16 protein-coding genes, 1 tRNA gene and 1 other RNA gene are annotated in these 18,038 nt (G+C 63.2%); 6 read left to right on the forward strand and 12 right to left on the reverse strand.

Annotated elements, in window-relative coordinates; all coding sequences use genetic code 11:
• Positions 1–3: 3 nt before the first annotated feature.
• The 7 genes from HMPREF0291_RS05905 to aceE all read right to left on the reverse strand — a co-directional run bounded on the left by HMPREF0291_RS05905 (position 4) and on the right by aceE (position 8,479).
• Positions 4–1,491: a flavin-containing monooxygenase gene (locus HMPREF0291_RS05905; RefSeq protein WP_005289395.1), complete on the reverse strand. Its 1,488-nt coding sequence runs from the start codon at positions 1,489–1,491 to the stop codon at positions 4–6.
• A gap of 441 nt (positions 1,492–1,932) precedes the next feature.
• Entirely contained in the window at positions 1,933–2,397 is a 465-nt protein-coding gene (locus HMPREF0291_RS05910; protein ID WP_156774813.1) for a hypothetical protein, read from the reverse strand.
• Between the two features lie 249 nt (positions 2,398–2,646).
• Positions 2,647–3,162: an excalibur calcium-binding domain-containing protein gene (locus HMPREF0291_RS11570; RefSeq protein WP_005289402.1), complete on the reverse strand. Its 516-nt coding sequence runs from the start codon at positions 3,160–3,162 to the stop codon at positions 2,647–2,649.
• 228 nt (positions 3,163–3,390) lie between these two features.
• The gene (locus tag HMPREF0291_RS05915; RefSeq protein WP_040423570.1) at positions 3,391–3,804 is read right to left on the reverse strand and encodes a hypothetical protein; all 414 of its coding nucleotides are present in this window, start codon (positions 3,802–3,804) and stop codon (positions 3,391–3,393) included.
• Between the two features lie 556 nt (positions 3,805–4,360).
• Positions 4,361–4,879, reverse strand: a complete 519-nt coding sequence (locus tag HMPREF0291_RS05920; RefSeq protein WP_005289406.1) for a hypothetical protein — start codon at positions 4,877–4,879, stop codon at positions 4,361–4,363.
• 255 nt (positions 4,880–5,134) lie between these two features.
• Complete coding sequence (locus HMPREF0291_RS05925) at positions 5,135–5,518, reverse strand: hypothetical protein (RefSeq protein WP_005289410.1); 384 nt, start codon at positions 5,516–5,518, stop codon at positions 5,135–5,137.
• Positions 5,519–5,686: 168 nt separating this feature from the next.
• Entirely contained in the window at positions 5,687–8,479 is a 2,793-nt protein-coding gene (gene aceE, locus HMPREF0291_RS05930; RefSeq protein WP_005289412.1) for a pyruvate dehydrogenase (acetyl-transferring), homodimeric type, read from the reverse strand.
• Between the two features lie 169 nt (positions 8,480–8,648).
• On the opposite strand from aceE, the gene HMPREF0291_RS05935 reads away from it, so the two are divergent.
• Complete coding sequence (locus HMPREF0291_RS05935) at positions 8,649–9,059, forward strand: DUF3052 domain-containing protein (protein WP_005289414.1); 411 nt, start codon at positions 8,649–8,651, stop codon at positions 9,057–9,059.
• Positions 9,060–9,279: 220 nt separating this feature from the next.
• Here the strand turns inward: HMPREF0291_RS05935 and HMPREF0291_RS05940 are convergent.
• The 4 genes from HMPREF0291_RS05940 to HMPREF0291_RS05955 form a co-directional block, all read right to left on the reverse strand.
• A tRNA-Val gene (locus tag HMPREF0291_RS05940) sits at positions 9,280–9,355 on the reverse strand.
• A gap of 74 nt (positions 9,356–9,429) precedes the next feature.
• Complete coding sequence (locus HMPREF0291_RS05945; RefSeq protein ID WP_050748796.1) at positions 9,430–10,404, reverse strand: SURF1 family cytochrome oxidase biogenesis protein; 975 nt, start codon at positions 10,402–10,404, stop codon at positions 9,430–9,432.
• A 46-nt stretch (positions 10,405–10,450) separates the two neighbouring features.
• On the reverse strand, positions 10,451–10,915 hold the full coding sequence (locus HMPREF0291_RS05950; RefSeq protein WP_005289417.1) for a low molecular weight protein-tyrosine-phosphatase: 465 nt from the start codon (positions 10,913–10,915) through the stop codon (positions 10,451–10,453).
• A complete protein-coding gene (locus HMPREF0291_RS05955; RefSeq protein WP_005289418.1) occupies positions 10,902–11,549 on the reverse strand; it encodes an HAD-IA family hydrolase in 648 nt (215 codons plus the stop codon). Before HMPREF0291_RS05955 ends, HMPREF0291_RS05950 begins: the two co-directional genes overlap by 14 nt.
• Positions 11,550–11,573: 24 nt before the next feature.
• On the opposite strand from HMPREF0291_RS05955, the gene HMPREF0291_RS05960 reads away from it, so the two are divergent.
• From HMPREF0291_RS05960 to HMPREF0291_RS05975, 5 genes are all read left to right on the forward strand, one after another.
• Positions 11,574–12,710 (forward strand): Nif3-like dinuclear metal center hexameric protein, encoded by a 1,137-nt coding sequence (locus tag HMPREF0291_RS05960; RefSeq protein WP_005289420.1) that lies wholly within the window; start codon positions 11,574–11,576, stop codon positions 12,708–12,710.
• A gap of 9 nt (positions 12,711–12,719) precedes the next feature.
• Complete coding sequence (locus HMPREF0291_RS05965; RefSeq protein WP_005289422.1) at positions 12,720–13,385, forward strand: C4-type zinc ribbon domain-containing protein; 666 nt, start codon at positions 12,720–12,722, stop codon at positions 13,383–13,385.
• Entirely contained in the window at positions 13,382–14,533 is a 1,152-nt protein-coding gene (locus tag HMPREF0291_RS05970; protein WP_005289424.1) for a bifunctional RNase H/acid phosphatase, read from the forward strand. The genes HMPREF0291_RS05965 and HMPREF0291_RS05970 overlap by 4 nt, the downstream gene beginning before the upstream one ends.
• Positions 14,534–14,722: 189 nt before the next feature.
• Positions 14,723–15,148, forward strand: an RNA gene (gene rnpB, locus HMPREF0291_RS11410) — RNase P RNA component class A.
• A 192-nt stretch (positions 15,149–15,340) separates the two neighbouring features.
• Positions 15,341–16,738, forward strand: a complete 1,398-nt coding sequence (locus HMPREF0291_RS05975; RefSeq protein ID WP_040423573.1) for an RNB domain-containing ribonuclease — start codon at positions 15,341–15,343, stop codon at positions 16,736–16,738.
• A 13-nt stretch (positions 16,739–16,751) separates the two neighbouring features.
• Here the strand turns inward: HMPREF0291_RS05975 and HMPREF0291_RS05980 are convergent, their stop codons facing one another.
• A complete protein-coding gene (locus tag HMPREF0291_RS05980; RefSeq protein WP_005289428.1) occupies positions 16,752–17,960 on the reverse strand; it encodes a hypothetical protein in 1,209 nt (402 codons plus the stop codon).
• Positions 17,961–18,038: the final 78 nt, after the last annotated feature.

Raw genomic sequence — 18,038 nt, forward strand, 5'->3', positions numbered from 1 at the left:
TAACTAGCTGAAAACCATATCCGCGCGGAGGTCCGCGCCGGGGTGCCCCCACGCGCGGTACTCGCGGATGTAATCCTGGGCGAACATCCACGGGTCAACACCGGCCTGGGTAGGCAGGTCTTTGCGGGCGCGGACGAGGTAACCGGAGTCCATGTTCATCAACGGGATGTCGGCTTCCAGGCCCGCCGGGAAACGCGGGGTGGCCTGGGTGTAGCCGTCCTCATCCATCATCGACCACAACCGGCACATGTACCGGGAGACCAAGTCTGCCCGCAGTGTCCACGACTGGTTCAGGTAGCCCACCGTGAAAGAGAAGTTGGGCAACCCGTCGACCATCATTCCGCGGTACGCGACGGCATCCGGAACGGTCTTTTCTTCACCGTCCACGAATAGCCGGGCGCCGCCGAAGACCTGGATGTCCAGTCCTGTTGCGGTGATGATGATGTCGGCGGGGAGGGAAGGGGCGTCGACAAGCGAAATGCCGTCGGGCGTGATCTCCTTGATTTTCGCGGTGACCACGCGCGCACCGCCCTGCATTGCTTTGAAGAAATCACCGTCGGGTGATTTGCAGACGCGCTGGTCCCACGGGCCGTACGGCGGGTTGAAATTCTTGAAGATCTCGCGGAACGGGATGTATGCGCGGTTGAGCGCCATGAAGTAGCCGCGGGCGGGCCACGGGAAGATCTGGCACATCCAATACTGCGCCATGTCGCGGACAATGTGCATCGCGCGGGCGGCGGACAGCGCCTGCTTTTCCGGCATGATCTTCGTGGTTACGGCGGTGAAGTTGTCGCGGTTGAGTAGGGGAGCGACGTAGGTGGGGGTGCGCTGGAGCATGGTCACGTCTGCACCGCCGTCATGCAGCGCTGGCAGCAGCGTGATCGCTGTGGCACCTGAACCGATGATGACGACCTTTTTGCCTGCTAGGTCCAGGTTTTCCGGCCAGCGCTGCGGGTGGATGAGCGTGCCCTCGAACGTGTCCGCGCCGGGAATGCCCGCCGTGAAGCCGCGATGGTGCTTGTAGTAGCCGGAAGAGAAGTGCAGGCGTTTCGTCCAGATCGTGCGCTCAGCCGTCGGCGCGTCCGTGTGGCCTTCGGGGATGTCCTGACCGTCCTCGCGGGTGTGCATGGTGACTTCCCACAGGCCTTTCTTCGAGTCGAAGTTCGCCTGCTCCACCCAGGTGCTCAACGTCAAGCGGTCGAATACGCCCTCCTCACGCGCAACATCCTCGACATACTTCTGGATGTTCTCGCCGCTGCCCAAGCTACCCTTGTGCGGCCAGCGCTTGAACGGGAATGAGAACGTCGCCATATCCGAATCCGAGCGAATACCGGGGTAGGTGAAGGTCACCCACGTACCGCCGACCTTCTTATTGGAATCGACGATCTCCCAGTTCCAGTCAGGAAAATTCTCGTTCACATGGTGCGCTAGGTCGACACCGCTCAGTCCAGCGCCGACGATGAACAGGTCCAAAGGATTCTCGGGGCTCATGGTTCAAGCCTAGATGTTTCTTTTGGCTATCGAAGCGAGTCTGGTTGTGAAACATCCCGCAGCAGTTCATGCACCGTTTTGCGATACTGAGCCCATGGATGATGGGGAGCTGCTGGGTGCTGCGGTGATTCTCGCCGTCGCCGTGATCGTGCCGAGCCTTTTGGCGCTTTTTCCTTCGCTCATTCGCTATGGCACCACGTCGGCACCGCTTTGACTACGGGAGTGCTGTACTCCCTCTACTTTTCGCAACCTCACAACGACTACAGCACCACGCAAGCCGCCGGTGCCCTCATCCTCATCATGCCTTTTGCCGGGTGGCTCTTTGTCTACCCGTTGCTGACGTTGTGCTCGGTAGCAGGGATCGTTGCAGGAAGGAACCGTATGCAGGACGGACGGACCGGTCCGCAACCTCCGATGTTTGACCACCGACGATGAACAGGGCTAAAGGGGCAGAAGTTTTCGGTTCGCCGTCGCCCCGGGACGCATCGCTTGTCGACGATCCCTCACCCACACCCCCAGCGCCACCAGGACGAGAACAACGGGAAAGGCGACCCATGGAACGAGGGCCGCGATCTGCATGATCCAGAAGATGTCTGCGGATCCGTTCTGACCGTGGTTCCGGTACACCTCATAGCTGCAGTAAAGCAGGAAAGGCGAGGCGAATCCGACGCATACACCGCCGGCAGCGGCAGCAGATGGGGTCCATGTCCGTGGGGATGTGGGCAGCATTAGACCCAGGCAAAACCACATGCCCAGGAAAACAATGAGCGGGATGGGAAGGGCCAGAGTCTCCACGAATTCTGGAAGCGCTTGGAAGTCAACCATTTGGACAGCGACCAGAAACGCGACTGAGAAGGCGAGCAAAAACACACCCGAGCCCAAGCCCGCCAGAATAGGTCGCGTCAAGCCGGTCAACGGCGTTCGTGTTGCGCGGTGTCGTAGCACTGCGACGACTATTACGACGGCAAGCGGCACCGCGAGCAGAAGATGGCCCAACAGTGCCGAAGCCACCGCATTTCCAACTGCGCTCATGCACCGACACCGACAGTGTGCAGATCTAATCGGGCTTCCAGGTTCATGCTCTCACCCTAAAGGTTGGAAGGGTGATGAACGGTGTTTCGCCGCTAGCCTGAACCGTTGCGTCTGCGTCAGCGCTTAACGGGGGCGCTTTTCGCAACCGACTCCATCGCCGTCGCGGTCGAGGTGGCTACCGTAGCCCGGCTCACCAGAGTTAATCGGGCGGCCGAGTTCGTTCCAGACTGCTCGGCAGTTCGGGTAGTACTTGGACGGTTTGGGAGCGGGTTTGGGCGCAGGCTTTGGTGCCGGGGCAGGTGCAGGCTTTGGGGCGGGAGCTGGCGCTGGCTTAGGAGCGGGAGCCGGTGCAGGTTTCGGAGCGAGAGCTGGCGCAGGCTTGGGAGCTGGACCCGGAATAACACCAGGCAGCGGGTTGGGGATCATTCCATTCTGGATTGCCCAGAACGCGCCGCCAGCGATCGCGGCCAGAGCAACGATCGGGACAAGGACGATGGCTGCGATTTCGCCGTCAGACAATTGACCGCGTTCGCTTGACGACGATTGGTCGCCCTCGCTAGACGTCGACTGGTCACGTTCGCTGGAAGTCGATGACTCGTCGGTGTCGGCCGAGCCGAGGGTCGACTGTTCGGGATTCACGGGTTCTGCTACAGCAGGAGACAGGCTCGCAACACCCACCGTTACGGCTGTTGCCAGAGAAATGACAGTTTTCTTCATGGGAAAAGAATCTAGCATTTTCGCTATTAGTGCACTTGGAAAGTAGGTTCCGCGCCGCTTATGGTCTTCGACCTGCGCTTATAGACGGCCGCAGCTGAATTTATTATCGTTTGCAACAACCTACCTTTGCCCCCAACGTGGGCGCTGTGGCTACGGCGGCTCCGGTGGTCCGGGTGGCAGTGGTGGACCCGATTCGCCCGGCTGGTCCGCGACGAGGGCGGCTGCGGACCAGGTGCGCGGCGACTCTGATAAGAACTTGCCCGCAAAGAAGAAAACCGCCCCGAACAGTATGAGCACGGAGATCATGCCGAGGACAAAGCTGAAGTTGAAGAAAAACGCGCCAAGCATGACGAAAGGGAAACAGGCCACTAGGCCTGTCCCGGCGCCGATGGTCAGAGCCTTTCCGGCCTCGGCGACAGATGTCTTCGCGGCCATGTAGCGCGCAAACCCCACGGTAGTCACCAGGGCGAATGGAATCATCCCGATCAGCAGTGCGAGCCCCGCCGCACCCCACGCCCCGTTGGTTCCGCCCGTGGAAGATTGAGCAATCACAAATGGTGCCATCGGGTCCCTGTATCTGTATCGCGCCACCGGGGCCGTTTCCAACGTGTTGCCCGCCCTGCACCGGCCCACGTCCCCGGAAATACTACGGCCCATGAGACTAAGGCGACACCTACTAATGCCGCGAAGGGGTTGTAGAACCCGATCGAGCCAATGCCGGATGTCAGTTCGAAGTGGTAGTACAGGAACAATGCAGGGGAACCGAACCCGAGGCAAGCGCCAGCAGCAAGGGCCGAGGCGGCTGAGATCCAACGGTTAGTCCCGGGTACTGAATGACCCGCCACGTTGCTAGCAGCGATCCATATGGCCAGTGGCACTACGACGACGAGGAACGCCAAGGGTGATTCTAAGTGTCGTGGGTCCATCAATCCGATGGCCCACACAAAGAAAAACCCGGCTACACACACAAGGACTCCAACCCCAAGGCCGAGCAGCAAATGCTTCTGAATGTTCTTCAAACCACCGTGTCGCCACGCCGCAATCGCGACGATAGGGAGCAGGGGCACAGCGAGCACCACATGGCTCAGGGCCAGGGCGGCAGCCCCATCCGACAAACCATTCATGCTGGCCCAGCATACGGAGTCGGGGCTGGTCCGGCGGGTTCTGGACGGAAGATGTAAATGGTGATCGCGGCCGTGAATAACAGCAAGGGGAACAGCGTCAGCCACACGCCGAATGCGCCCATGAACGCTGCGAAGACGAAGTCGCCTGGAGCTGAAGTCGGTGGCGCGCTTTTCGTCCCAATGGCTACCCAGATGGTCACAGCACCGATGCATGCGAAGCTGGCGGTCGCGGCAAACAGCCCGGCCGCCGACCAGGTCCGCGGTGAATTCCGCAGCAGCCACCCCGAGGCGATGCCTGCAGCCAGAGCTGCAAGGAATCCGATGGCCATGAATCCGTATACCAGTAGCGGCGCAAACGTAATGAAGCCCAGTAGTCCCACGGCGGATCCCAGCGCGAAGGGCTTCCGCAGCTGGCTCACTGGGACGCCTGTTGTGTGGTACCGGATCGCAGCGAGCATGAACACCAACCCAAGCGGGCCCAGCAGGATGCTGAAAATCATGGCGAGCTCAACCATGTGTCCAGGTTACCTGCCGTCTAGGATCCATAAGGATTCTCGCATTTTCGTGCCGTCTGGAAGGGCTTCGTAAAACGCCAGCTGGCGTGTTGCGGCAGTGGCTCCAGTTACTTGACGTGTGGACGGCACGAAAATGCGAAAGAGCACATGCGTATCGACGGCAGCGGGCCAGGCTGCCACGCGACGTCGATAAGCGAACATGCGAAAGGGGCCGCCCAACGGCGACCCGATTCATGGTCTGGATGGTGAAGCGGGCTAGATCGCTCCCGTGAATCCCAAGAAGAACGCGATGATCCCAGCGACGATGTTGAAGGCGAAGATGCCAACAGCCACCCACGCGCACCAACGCTCAGTCTTCGGTGCGTTCTTGGACACGAGGGCGTAGATTGCCAGGCCGAAACCGACGAACAGGCAGATGATGGCGAGCGGAAGTGTCCAGGATGCAAGGTTGGAAAGCGGGATGCTGATGATGGACAAAGCCATCGCGGCGCGCGCGTACCAGTTGGCGTTGTCGAAGCGGCCCGGCTTCTGGTTCTCCTGCGGGGCAGGGGCCTGGCCGCCTGCCGGGTAGGAGCCTGCGGGCTGGCCCGCCGGCTGCTGGTGCGGGTTCTGGTTCGGGTACGGCTGGGAGGTCGTCATGGTAGGTCCTTGCAAAGCTTACGGGATATTAAGACGGTTCTAAGCTAAACCGCCCCCGCGCGATTGGCAAACGCAACCGTAACTTCAAACACGAACGCCCGCGCACAGAATGGGCAGCGGGCGTTCGCGCGATCGAGGGTGGTCATTGACCCGGTACGTTGGCCCGGACTACTCCATCCCGCTCTCCGGGCTGTAGTCGGAGTCGGGCTTGGCGGCCGTCGGGTCGTCGATCTTGAACTTCTTGGCTGCGTCGGCGGCCACGGAGATGTCGATCTTGCCCTCGTCAGCCAGCGCGGTCAGAGCCGCAACCACCATCGACTCAGCATCGATGTTGAAGTAGCGGCGGGCAGCTTCGCGGGTGTCGGAGAAACCGAAGCCGTCGGCGCCGAGGACAACGTAGCGGCCCGGGACGTACGGGCGGATCTGCTCGTGCAGGTCCGTCGCAAAGTCCGAGGTAGCAATGTACGGGCCCTCGGTCTGCTTGAGCTGCTTCGTCGCGAACGGCTCGTCGTGCTCGCCGGACGGATCCTGCAGACGAGCCTTGTTCAGGGCAGCACCGTCGCGTGCGAGCTCCGTCCAGGAGGTCACGGAGTACACCGCTGCACCGACGTTGTACTCGTCCTGCAGGATCTGCTGTGCCTGCAGCGCCCAGCGCATGCCCACGCCGGAGGCGAGGAGGGAGACCTTGTTCTCCTTGTCTTCAGCACCGCGGTCGTACAGGTAGATGCCCTTGTGCAGGCCCTCGACATCGAGGTCGTCCGGGCGGGCCGGCTGGTGGGTCGGCTCGTTGTAGACGGTGAGGTAGTACATGACGTTCTCACCGCCGTCGGGGCCGTACATCCGGTCGATGCCCTTGTTGACCAGGTAGGGGATCTCGTAGGCGAACGACGGGTCATAAGGAATGACCGACGGGTTCGTCGACGCCAGGATGGGGGAGTGGCCGTCGAGGTGCTGCAGGCCCTCGCCCATCAGTGTGGTGCGGCCAGCAGTTGCGCCGACGATGAAGCCGCGGCCCATCTGGTCGGCGGCAGCCCAGAAGTTGTCGCCGGTGCGCTGGAATCCGAACATCGAGTAGAAGATGTACATCGGAATCATCGGCTCGCCGTGCGTCGCATAGCTCGTGGCGGCGGCGAGGAAGCTTGCCGACGATCCATCCTCGTTGATGCCCTCGTGCAAAATCTGGCCCTCCGGCGCTTCGCGGTAGGACAGCTGCAGGTCGTGGTCGACCGGGATGTAGTTCTGGCCTTTCGGGTTGTAGATCTTCAGAGTCGGGAACCAGGAGTCCAGACCAAAGGTACGGGCCTCGTCTGGGATGATCGGCACCACGCGGCGGCCGATCTCCTTGTCGCGCATGAGCGCCTTGAAGGTACGAACCAGCGCCATGGTGGTGGCTACATCCTGCTTGCCGGAGTCCTTGAACACGGCCTTGTAAGTCTTGTCCAGGTCCGGTACTTCAAGCGGTGTGTACTGCGCGCGACGTTCCGGCAGGTAGCCACCGAGCTCTTCGCGGCGCTTCTTCATGTACTGGATCTCTTCAGAGTCCTCGCCAGGGTGGTAATAGGGCGGCAGGTTCGGGTCCTTCTCCAGCTCTTCGTCGGAGATCGGAATGCCCTGCATGTCGCGGAAGAGCTTCAGGTCCTCAGCGGTGAGGTTCTTGATCTGGTGGGTGGCGTTGCGGCCTTCGAAGGTGTGGCCCAGACCGTAACCCTTAACAGTGAAGGCGAGAATGACAGTCGGCTTGCCGTCCTTCGTCTCCAGCGCCTTCTTGTAGGCGGCGTAGACCTTGCGGTAGTCGTGGCCACCGCGGCGCAGGTTCCAGATTTCCTCGTCGGTCATGTCTTCGACGAGCTTCTTGGTGCGCTCGTCCTGGCCGAAGAAGTGCTCGCGGACCCATGCGCCGTCGTTGGCCTTGAACGTCTGGTAGTCACCGTCCGGCGTCTGGTTCATGATGTGGACCAGAGCGTTGTCCTCGTCCTTCTCCAGCAGCTCATCCCATTCGCGGCCCCAGATGACCTTGATGACTTCCCAGCCGGCGCCCTTGAAGAAGGCCTCCAGCTCCTGGACGATCTGGCCGTTGCCGCGGACGGGGCCGTCGAGACGCTGCAGGTTGCAGTTGATCACGAAGGTCAGGTTGTCCAACTCGTAGTTGGCGGCCATCTGGATGCAGCCGCGGGATTCCGGCTCATCCATCTCACCGTCACCGAGGAACGCCCAGACGTGCTGGTCAGCAGTGTCCTTGATGCCGCGGTCCTGCAGGTATTTGTTGAAGCGTGCCTGGTAGATCGCGTTCATCGGGCCCAAGCCCATGGACACAGTCGGGAACTCCCAGAACTCCGGCATGTCGTGCGGGTGCGGGTAGGACGGCAGGCCGCCCTGCTCGCGGGAGTGCTGCTGGCGGAAGCCGTCCATGTCATCTTCGGACAGTCGGCCCTCCAGGAACGCACGGGCGTAGATGCCGGGGGAGGCGTGGCCCTGAACGAAGATCTGGTCGCCGTGCTGCGGGTGGTCTTTGCCGTGGAAGAAGTGGTTGAAGCCCACTTCGTAGAGCGCCGCTGCGGACGCGTAGGTTGAAATGTGTCCGCCGACCTTAATGCCCGGGCGCTGCGCGCGGTGCACCATGATGGCAGCGTTCCAACGGATCCAACGGCGGTAGCGCTTCTCCATCGCCTCATCGCCGGGGAACTCCGGCTCGAGCGTGGTCGGGATGGTGTTGACGAAGTCCGTCGTTGTCAGCGACGGCAGGGGAACACGTTTTGCGTCGGCACGCTCCAAAAGGCGCAGCATGAGGTAGCGCGCACGCTCAGGATCAGAGTTCTCCAGGAGCCCATCGAAGGAATCCATCCATTCCTTCGTTTCCTCCGGGTCCGGGTCGTGCATGTAGGAAGCAACTCCATCGCGAATGATCGCGTGCTGGGAGTCGTTCCCAGCAGTTACTTCTACGTCGTTTTCAGCCATGTCCATACCTCCGATACGGGATTCTTGCTGCACGTCACGGCGCCTTTCCCGGGTTGCGGGGGCACCGCACGTCTACATCTTCTAGCGTAGTTCTTTTTGTCTATGCACGCCGTGGCGCAGCAGGAGCGGTATCCTGGCAATATTGTTAGTCACCGTTTGAGGAGGAAAGCACACAGTGGGCGCCGGTAGCGCTGAGAATTTCGTAGATAAGCTGGGCATTTCCGGCGACGACATCGTCCAGGAGCTCGGGTGGGACGACGATTGTGATTCGTCGATCTCCGAGGCTATTGAGGACCGGATCGGCGAGGCGCTTCTCGACGATGAGACCGACGAGCTCTGCGACGTCGTCCTTCTATGGCACCGCGCTGACGATGAGGACCTCGTCGATGCGCTGGTCGACGCTACTCGAAACCTTTCCGAATCTGGTCGAATTTGGCTGCTCACCCCGGGTGCGAACCAGGCTGGTGAGGTCCACCCCGGCGACATCTCTGAGTCCGCACAGCTCGCTGGACTCGTGCAGACTAAGGCGGACCGCCTGGGGAACTGGCAGGGGTCTTGCCTGCGCTCTGCGGGTGCCCGCAACTAGCCCTGTGAGATTCCACACCCCTGCTGAAAAGCCCCTTTAAGCACCCCCAAATCTCTACCCCCGAGCATGCACGAGAGCCGTTGGCTCGCGACGTCTCGTCCAAGCGAACCTTTAAGGGCCTCGCACCTCACCCCAGCCTCGACGAAGACAAGACCACCGAGACATAGGCGAGAAGAAAACGCCCATCGCGTTGTGCGGATGGGCGTGATTTCTCCTTTTGTGGTGCGCCATGACGGGCTCGAACCGCCGACCTACTGGGTGTAAACCAGTTGCTCTTCCAGCTGAGCTAACGGCGCGCGTGTCGACGATGCTAGCACGCAGGCGCGTCACCCAACAAAACCCTAGAAACCTTTGAAAACCCGAGAGAGCTCTAGAAGCGCTCTTCGGTTTCTTTCTGAGCCCACGGGTTCGTGCGTGAACTTCCGTACCGAGCTCGGGCAGGAGCTGCTGTCGCCACCGGGCCTTTGGGTTCAGTCTCGGTCGTCCCAGAGGCTGACGACGAAACCGGCGCGGGGGCGGGGGAGTCATCGGCGATGGGATTGACCAGCTCGGCGAGTTCTTCTTGCTCCTGGCGGTAGCGGCGGCGCTCGCGCACCTCGGAATAGAGGAAGTAGATCAGGCCGGCCGGTGCCATGATGCCGAAGGCGATCCACTGCAACCCGTAGGACAAGTGGTTGCCGCGGTCGAGCTGCGGCAGGGGGACGGGGTTGAGAACGCCTGGTTGGTCGGACAGCAGCTGGGCGTAGGGCTCGGCGAAATCCGAGCCTGACTCGGTCAGCTCGGCAATCTGAGCGGGGCTGATGGACTGCACCATGGTGTAGCCCTGATCCTGGGTGGCTCCTTCGGGGTGGGGGTCCTCCGGGGTGCGGATCATGGCGTTGAGGGTGACTGTCTCGGTCGCGGGCGGGGCGGGCAACTCGGGAACAGTCGTGCCGCCGTCTTCGGCAGGCACCCAGCCGCGGTTGATCAGGATGACGGTGCTGGAATCGTCGTCAAGCTGGAAGGGCACCAGTGACTGGAACGCTGGGGCTCCGTCGACGGGCCGCAGGCGAAGCAGAACCTCGTCATCGGGCACGTAACGGCCGGTCAGCGAGATCCGGGTCCATTCGTCGGCGGGGTCGTAGCCGCCGTCGAGAAGCGTGGCGGCGGGGACGGGGTCTGCTTCGAAGGCGGTCTCAATGCGCTCGTTGCGCTCGACGATGTCGTGGTCCTTGTTCAACTGCCACGGCGACAGCCATGTGATGGCGAACCAGGAAAATGCGAGCGCCAGAATGAACGCGATGACCCAGCCGGGAGTCAAAAACGACTTCCACACGGAACCGGTTCGGGTCTTTGGCGCACTCACGCTTTCAAGCCTATTAGCCCGCGGGCACGGGGCCGAATCCGCGCAATCAGGCTTCGCGCTCGCGGACCCATTCCACGATGCCGGGCGCGGCGGCCTCAATCTGCTCGCGCGTGGTGGTGAAGCCTTCCGGCCCGCCGTAGTAGGGGTCCGCCACGCCGGCGTCGGCGGGGGAGGAGGGATCGAAGGAACGCAGCAACCGGATCTTGTCCTCGGGCACGCCGCGGACGACCAGCTCAGAGATGTGGCGGGTGTCCAGAGCCACGATTAGGTCGGCGTCCAGCTGAGCGGCGCCGAACTGCTGGGCGCGGTGGGAGGAACCGTCGTAACCGTGGGCGGTGAGCTCGTCCAACGCACGGGAGTCGGCGGGGTTGCCCACGTGCCATCCGCCGATGCCGGAGGAGGTGACTGTGACGTGGTCGAGTCCGGCGCTGACAAGCGCATCGCGAACAATGACTTCTGCCATGGGTGAGCGGCAGATATTGCCTGTGCACACGAATTCAATGTGCGTCATGGAAGTTCCTTACAATCGTGTCCAGTTCTGCGGGCGTGTGCGCGAGAAAATCGGCCTGCTCCCACTCGGAGGAAGTACCGTAACCCCACGCAACAGCGGCAGTGGGAATGCCGAACGTGGCCGCGCCCTCGATATCGTGCGCGCGGTCACCGATCATCAGCCCAGTGCCGCTGGGGATACTTACCTTATCAAGAACATGGGCAATCACGTCGGCTTTGGCGCGCCGCGGGCCATTTTCTTGCGCGGCACCGAGGAAGTCGAAGTAATCCAGCAGGCCTTCCCGCTCGAGGATGGCGCGAGCAAAGCCTTCGCCTTTCGACGTCGCCGTCACCAGCCGGAACCCGTCCGCGCGCCAACCGGCGAGGAGATCCTCGATCCCGTCGAACACCGTCGCCCGCTCCCAGCCGCCGGCGCGGGTGAAGGACATGTAGGCGTCGAAGGCCTCGTGCAGCTGCGCGCTGGAAAGCCCCAGGGAGCGCAACGTTTCCTCCATCGGCGGCCCCGGGATCCGGGCAATGAACTCGTCAGAAGGGTGGTTGACCCCGACTGTGTCCAGGGCGTGGAGGAAGCCGTCGCGAATGCCGGGGAAAGAGTCGATCAGGGTGCCGTCAACGTCCAACAAGAGGGTGGTCATGCCACACAGCCTAAACTGGAGCGCATGACTACCGTCGGCGATGTTGTTCACGCACTCGAGACCGCCTACCCGCCGCGTCTCGCAGAAAGTTGGGACGCGGTGGGCCTGATCTGCGGGGATCCGGCAGAGCCCGCCCGCAAGGTCGTGTTCGCCCTCGACTGCACGCAGGCTGTCGCAGAGCGCGCAGTGGAACTCGGCGCTGACCTGCTGGTGGTCCACCATCCACTGCTCATGCACGGGGTGACCTCGGTGGCTGCGAACACGCCGAAAGGCAAGGTCGTGCACACGCTCATCCGCGGCGGTTGCGCGCTGTTCGCTGCGCACACGAACGCCGATTCTGCGCGCCCGGGCGTTTCTGACAAGCTCGCCGAACTCGTCGGCATCACGCCCGGCCGCCCCATCAAAGTTGTCGACCCAGCCGCGCAGGACCTGTGGGGCGTTCACATTCCGCCCGGCGACGTCGACCGCGTCATGCAGGCGCTTTTCGACGCAGGCGCCGGCCACATCGGCAACTACTCCCACTGCGCCTTCGAGTGGGACGGCCGGGGCGGTTTCACCCCCGAAGAAGGCGCGGATCCAACAGACGGCCACGTCGGTGAGCACTTCACCGGCGAGGAAACCCGCGTCCAATTCGTCGCACCGTCTTCACTACGCGGCAAGCTCACAGCGGTACTGCGTGGGGCGCACCCGTATGAGGAGCCGGCATTCGACGTCGTCACGCTCGAGTCCACCGTGGACCTGGAGACGGTGACGGGGCTGGGGCGCGTCGGAAAGCTCGCGGAGCCGATGACTCTGCGCGCGTTCACGCAGCAGGTCGCCGATGCGCTGCCGGAGACTGCGTGGGGCGTGCGCGCTGCCGGTGACCCGGACCAGATGGTGCAAACGGTGGCAGTGTCATCGGGTTCGGGCGACAGTTTCCTGGACGCTGTGTCCACGCTCGGCGTGGATGTGTACGTCACCTCTGACCTGCGCCATCACCCTGTCGACGAGCATTTGCGCGCCGGCGGGCCTGCCGTGATTGACACTGCGCACTGGGCCAGCGAGTTCCCGTGGACGAGCCAAGCCAGCGAGGTTGTCGCGGAGGCGTGCCCAGAGGTAGAAACGGAGATCATCACTCTGCACACCGACCCGTGGACTATTTCCGCGCACCCGAAGAGTTAGGAGACAACTATGCACCTGGATCCCGACAAGCAACGCGACCTCCTGGCCCTCGCGGAGGCGGAGCGCTCCGCCGCGCACCCCAGCAGCTCCCCGGAACAGCAGGAACTCGACGAGCTGCTGGCGAAGCGCCCGTCCCTGGCCAACGCCGCGGCCGCCGCGCAGCTCGCGCTTGATGACGTCGAAGCAGACATCCTCCGCATCCAGGAGGACGAGCGCAAACTGAAAAAGCGCGAGCTCGACGACAAGCACCAGCTCTCCGCGGAGACCGACCCGGAGCGCCGCGAGGACCTCAAGCGCGACCGCTACGCCGCGAAGTCCCGCATTGCGGACCTGCTGTACGAACTCAAGGAAGCCCACGGCGAGGTCAAAGCCCTGCGCGGTAACCGTGACCTTCGCGCTCAGACCCTCGCGGAGCTGGATGATCGCATCGAAGCCGCCCGCCGCGCCGTTGACGCCCTGCCGGAGGAAGAGCCGGTAGACATCGAGGCCCTGCGCGCGTCGTTGCCGGCCGACGTTCTCGGTGTCTACGCCACTGTCGGCGCCGCGCACTTTAATGGCCGGACCTGCGGTTCCTGCTTCCTCCAGCTCCCGCCCGCGGAGCGCAACGAGGTGCTCGCCGTCCCCGAGGACGAGCTTCCCACCTGCCCGAACTGCGGAACGTTGCTCATCCGATGAAGGTCACCCTCTACACCGACGGCGGTTCCCGCGGCAATCCGGGAGTTGCGGGTTCCGGCAGTGTGCTTTACGACGCCTCCGGTGCAACGCTGGCCGAAATCGCCTACGTCGTAGGAAAGAAATCCTCCAACAACGTCGCGGAATACTGCGGTCTGCTGCGCGGGCTGGAGGCCGCGCGGGATCTTGGGGCCACCGACGTGGACGTGTTCATGGACTCCAAGCTGGTCGTCGAGCAGATGGCCGGCCGGTGGAAGATCAAACACCCGGACATGAAGAAGCTGGCTTTCGAGGCCCGTGACCTGGCCGCCGGGTTCGACTCCGTCACCTACACCTGGGTGCCCCGTGCGAAGAACAAGAAGGCTGATGAGCTGTCCAACGTGGCGATGGACGCCGCCGCAGCCGGACATGCGCCGGGGATAATTGATGCGACAACAAGTGGGGAAGGTGCTGGTGAAAAAAGCGACAAGCCTGGTGCCTCCCATACCGTCGGCGGACCCGCCCACTGGTCTGGCACATCTGCCGCAGACGCGCCGCGTACCCGTTTCGTGTTGCTTCGGCACGGTCAAACGGAACACTCCGCACGCAAGGCGTACAGCGGTTCCTCGGATCCGGCTCTCACGGAGACCGGGCAGGAGCAGGCGCGCCGGGCAGCGGCAGCACTGGCCGAGATGGGCACGATCGACACGATCATCGCTTCCCCGGCCACCCGCGCCCAGGAAACTGCAGCCGCCTGCGCGGAAGCTCTCGGTATGCCCGCCGAGAAGATCGAGACCGTCGAGGGGTTCAGGGAGGTCGATTTTGGCTCCTTCGAGGGGCTGACTCGTGCGGAGGCCGAGAAGCAGTTCCCCGATGAATTCGCAGCCTGGATTGGGTCCGCCAACCAGGCACCGCCGGAGGGGGAGTCCCTGGCCGGCTTGCACCGCCGGGTCACGCGGGCGCGCCTGAAGGTCCAGGAAAAGCACGAGGGGAAGACCGTGCTCGTGGTCACGCACATGACCCCGATCAAGTCTGTGATCAGGCAAGCGCTTTCCTCGGGGCCCGACACCTTCAAGCACATGTTCCTGGACTTGGCATCGATCTCCGTGGTCGAGTTCTATGGCGACATGGGTGTGCTGCGCTCTTTTAACGACGTCGCACACTTCCGCTAAAGCAACCCCTGTGGACCCGGAATACTGCTGGGCGCTTTCCGGAATACTGCTCGGGTAAACACCCTGGTCAAAAGCATGCGTTCTAGCGCATATGTCTGAGCGGTATTCCAGCCCCACGGCCCCGGCCCCGCCTGCCTCAGGAGAACTTCCGCAAACTGCCCGCCCAGGGGTACAGTTACGCCTTGCGAGTGAGTCGGCTGGGTGATCGCGGCTCCGCGAACCATTCCACAGGAAAAAGGCGCGGGTCGAGGAAAGTCCGGACTCCACAGGGCACGGTGGTTGCTAACGGCAACCCGGAGCAATCCGCGGGAAAGTGCAACAGAAAGTAGACCGCCGGCGCTGCGCACGGCATCGCCGGGTGCAACGCAGGTAAGGGTGAAAGGGTGCGGTAAGAGCGCACCGGCGTGTGCGGTGACGCATGCGGCCAGGTAAACCCCACTGGGAGCAAGGCAAGAACCCCTGCCTTTTGGCAGAGGTCGTCGGACGTGATGAGGCTGCCCGCCCATGTTCGAAGGTAGCTGCTCGAGACGCTCAGTAATGGGCGTCCTAGATGGATGATCGCCGCCCTGGGCTGCGCTCAGGGAACAGAATCCGGCTCACAGGCCGGCTCACTCGCCCTGTTTCTCACGCGGACGACTCGGCTAAGATTTAGTTTGCAGCGGGCTGGAATCGTATTCAGAAAAACACCAGGTCAGAATTCCTGGCCGGGACAAGCATGCAAACTATATCTGGAAAGCTGCGCGGCGTGTGCAAGACACCGCAAGTGAACCCCGCGCTCAAGAGTGTTTTCTGCAACAATTGGCCGCTATGAAGCTTTACGCCGCCCCTCTCGACTTCCGCGCGATTGCCGCTGAGTTCGACGTCCCCACGGAGTTCAGCCCCGAGTTGCACGAGGCTGCAGCCAACGCGACTGACCGGCATGCGGGGGAGCGTATCGACGCCCGCGACATCCCGCTAGTCACCATCGACCCGGCGGGGTCCATGGACCTGGATCAGGCGGTGTGCATCGAGAAGCATGGCTCCGGCTACCGCGTTTTCTACGCGATTGCGGATGTGGCGGCGTTCATTGAGCCGGGAAGCCCCCTGCACGAGGAGTCCCTGGTGCGCGGCCAGACGATCTACCTGCCCGATGAACCTGCCCGCCTCCACCCGGAGGAGCTCAGTGAGGGCAGTGCGTCGCTGCTTCCGGACGTCGATAGGCCAGCGGTGTTGTGGACGTTCGACCTTGACGCCAACGGCGAGCTCGCCAGCACGCACATCGAGCGGGCGGTGGTGCACTCCGTTGCGCGACTCGACTACGACGGGGTCCAGGCAGACCTCGACGCCGGCCGCGTTCACCCATCTATCGCGTTGTTGCCGGAGGTCGGCGAGCTGCGCGCAGCGTCGTCACTCCGACGCAGGGCGATCAACTTGCGCGTGCCGTCGGTCCGCGTCGTCGAGCTTGACGACGGTCAATTCGAGCTGGTCATCGAACCTCGCCACAAAGTCATGGACTACAACTCGGAGATCTCCCTGCTCACGGGCATGGCAGCCGGAGAGATGATGCGTGAAGCATCGGTGGGCTTCCTGCGCACGCTGCGTCCCGCAGAGGAATCGGCCGAGAGCACGTTTCGCACTGAAGCGCGTGCACTCGGCTATTCGCTTCCCGACGGCGCCAACATCGGCCTCTTCCTCCACACCGTCAACGCCGCCACGCCCCGGGGAATGGCCGTGATGCGCGAGGCCCAGAAGTTGCTGCGGGGTGCCGGGTATGTCGACCTGACCGAGAAGGAACCAGAGGTTCATGCTGGCATCGGCGGACACTACTCGCACGTCACCGCACCGCTGCGGCGTCTTATTGACCGTTACGCCACCGAGGTCTGCCTGGCCCTTTGCAAGGGCGAGCCGGTTCCGGAGTGGGTGGAGCAGGATGCCCCGCGCGTGATCAAAACCATGGGCCGGACCTCCCAGCTGGCGAACTCAGTGGACCGGGCGTGCCTCAACCTCACCGAGGCCACAGTGCTGCAGCCGTGGGTGGGTCACAACTTCAACGGCGTCATCCTGCGGACTGACCAGGAGAACGACGAGGCCAGGGTGTTCGTCATCGACCCGCCCGTGCTCGCCGATTGCCTCGGCCACCCCGATGAGCCCCGCGAGGCCACCATGTCCCTCATTCGTGCGGACGTCGAGGAACGCGAGGTCGTGTTCGCCTGGCCGGCGGACTAGCTTGCAGCCTGCGCTAGGATAAAACCTTCGCGGCCGAGCCCTGTTGCACGTCCATCACGTCCAGCCCATCGTCGATAAGGTCGGCGATCGCGTTGCTCGCCTTCTCCGCCGGCACGTATGCGAGCACTGCCTGAGACATGCCGGCAGCAGCCGGGCGCGCGGCTGTGGCCCCGCGCAGCTCCAACAGCTGGATCAACTGGTCGGGCACCGAGAGGCCCGGGGTGGGGAGGGGCTGGTCGAGGACGGCGAAAAAGTCGTCGATACGCATGCTGCGTAAGGCCTTCGCTGCGGCAGCCGCTTGCTGCGTTTCCGCCTCGCTGAACGTCACCCACGCGCGCGCAGTTTCCGGGGTCGGGGCGGAGTCCGCACCGTAGACTTGGCGGCGCGCGTCGACCCACTCGACCACACGATCCACCGCTTCGGGGAGCTGGCGCAGGGAAGGTACACCGAAGTTGGCGCAGGCGTCGTCGATAAGCGTGCGACCTTCTGTGATTGCCTGATCGGCGAAAGACTCATCGGACGGAGCTGCGACCGAGAAAATTGCGACGCCCGCGCGGCTGGGGTGAGGCGCCTGGGTGAGCGAACCGTCCGAATAATCGATGACGCTCACCGATTCCTCCGCCCCGCGCAGCGCCGCCGAGTGGCGGGCACGCAGCACCGGGACCGGCGAGAACGTCTTCGCGGATTGGCTGGCGATCTCCGCGATGCGGGTGCGCAGTGGGGCCGAGTCGATCTCTTCGTCGTCGGCGAGCAGGGCAAGCCCCAGCGCTGTATCGGCTGCGTGCAGCGCGCCAAGCCCCGACCCCAGCGGAATGTCACTGACCACGGTGATGTCCATGCCGGCGGTCTCACGCGACAGCATCTGCCTACCGACGAACGTGTGCACCAGCCCACCGAAGCGCACCGCGTAACGGCTATCCGTGTCCGGAGATTCTGTCAGCTCCGCGACCTCCGACGTCGTGGCCGTGTCCTCAATGACCCTCGAAGCAAACTCGGCGTGGACTGAGATCGTGTCATCGGTGCGCGGGCTCACTGCCACGGCCGCCCGGTGCCAAGCCAGTCCGGCAATGGTGATCCCACCGAAGTGGTCCGCATTCTCACCCACCACGATGAACGTGCCTGGCGCATCCGCCGTGTGCTTCGGATCCCTGCTGGTGACTTCGCGGTGGACCTTGGCGATGCGCTTTGAGGCGGGGGTGAAGTCAGCAGTCCATTCGGCCATGACAGTCCTTTCCGAGGGGAGGATTTCTCACACAACAGTACCAACCGCGCATGTAGCCTTGAGGTGATCCCGGCGGCA

Source organism: Corynebacterium genitalium ATCC 33030, assembly GCF_000143825.1.
Classification (GTDB): Bacteria; Actinomycetota; Actinomycetes; order Mycobacteriales; family Mycobacteriaceae; genus Corynebacterium; species Corynebacterium genitalium.

Bases quoted from the DNA above. Each gene is read 5' to 3' on its own strand.
- HMPREF0291_RS05960 (WP_005289420.1), top strand. From the start codon at position 11,574: ATGACTACCGTCGGCGATGTTGTTCACGCACTCGAGACCGCCTACCCG.
- HMPREF0291_RS05970 (WP_005289424.1), top strand. From the start codon at position 13,382: ATGAAGGTCACCCTCTACACCGACGGCGGTTCCCGCGGCAATCCGGGA.
- HMPREF0291_RS05905 (WP_005289395.1), bottom strand. From the start codon at position 1,491: ATGAGCCCCGAGAATCCTTTGGACCTGTTCATCGTCGGCGCTGGACTG.
- HMPREF0291_RS05915 (WP_040423570.1), bottom strand. From the start codon at position 3,804: ATGGCACCATTTGTGATTGCTCAATCTTCCACGGGCGGAACCAACGGG.
- HMPREF0291_RS05920 (WP_005289406.1), bottom strand. From the start codon at position 4,879: ATGGTTGAGCTCGCCATGATTTTCAGCATCCTGCTGGGCCCGCTTGGG.
- HMPREF0291_RS05955 (WP_005289418.1), bottom strand. From the start codon at position 11,549: ATGACCACCCTCTTGTTGGACGTTGACGGCACCCTGATCGACTCTTTC.
- HMPREF0291_RS05975 (WP_040423573.1), top strand. From the start codon at position 15,341: ATGAAGCTTTACGCCGCCCCTCTCGACTTCCGCGCGATTGCCGCTGAG.
- HMPREF0291_RS05925 (WP_005289410.1), bottom strand. From the start codon at position 5,518: ATGACGACCTCCCAGCCGTACCCGAACCAGAACCCGCACCAGCAGCCG.
- aceE (WP_005289412.1), bottom strand. From the start codon at position 8,479: ATGGACATGGCTGAAAACGACGTAGAAGTAACTGCTGGGAACGACTCC.
- HMPREF0291_RS05950 (WP_005289417.1), bottom strand. From the start codon at position 10,915: ATGACGCACATTGAATTCGTGTGCACAGGCAATATCTGCCGCTCACCC.
- HMPREF0291_RS05965 (WP_005289422.1), top strand. From the start codon at position 12,720: ATGCACCTGGATCCCGACAAGCAACGCGACCTCCTGGCCCTCGCGGAG.
- HMPREF0291_RS05980 (WP_005289428.1), bottom strand. From the start codon at position 17,960: ATGGCCGAATGGACTGCTGACTTCACCCCCGCCTCAAAGCGCATCGCC.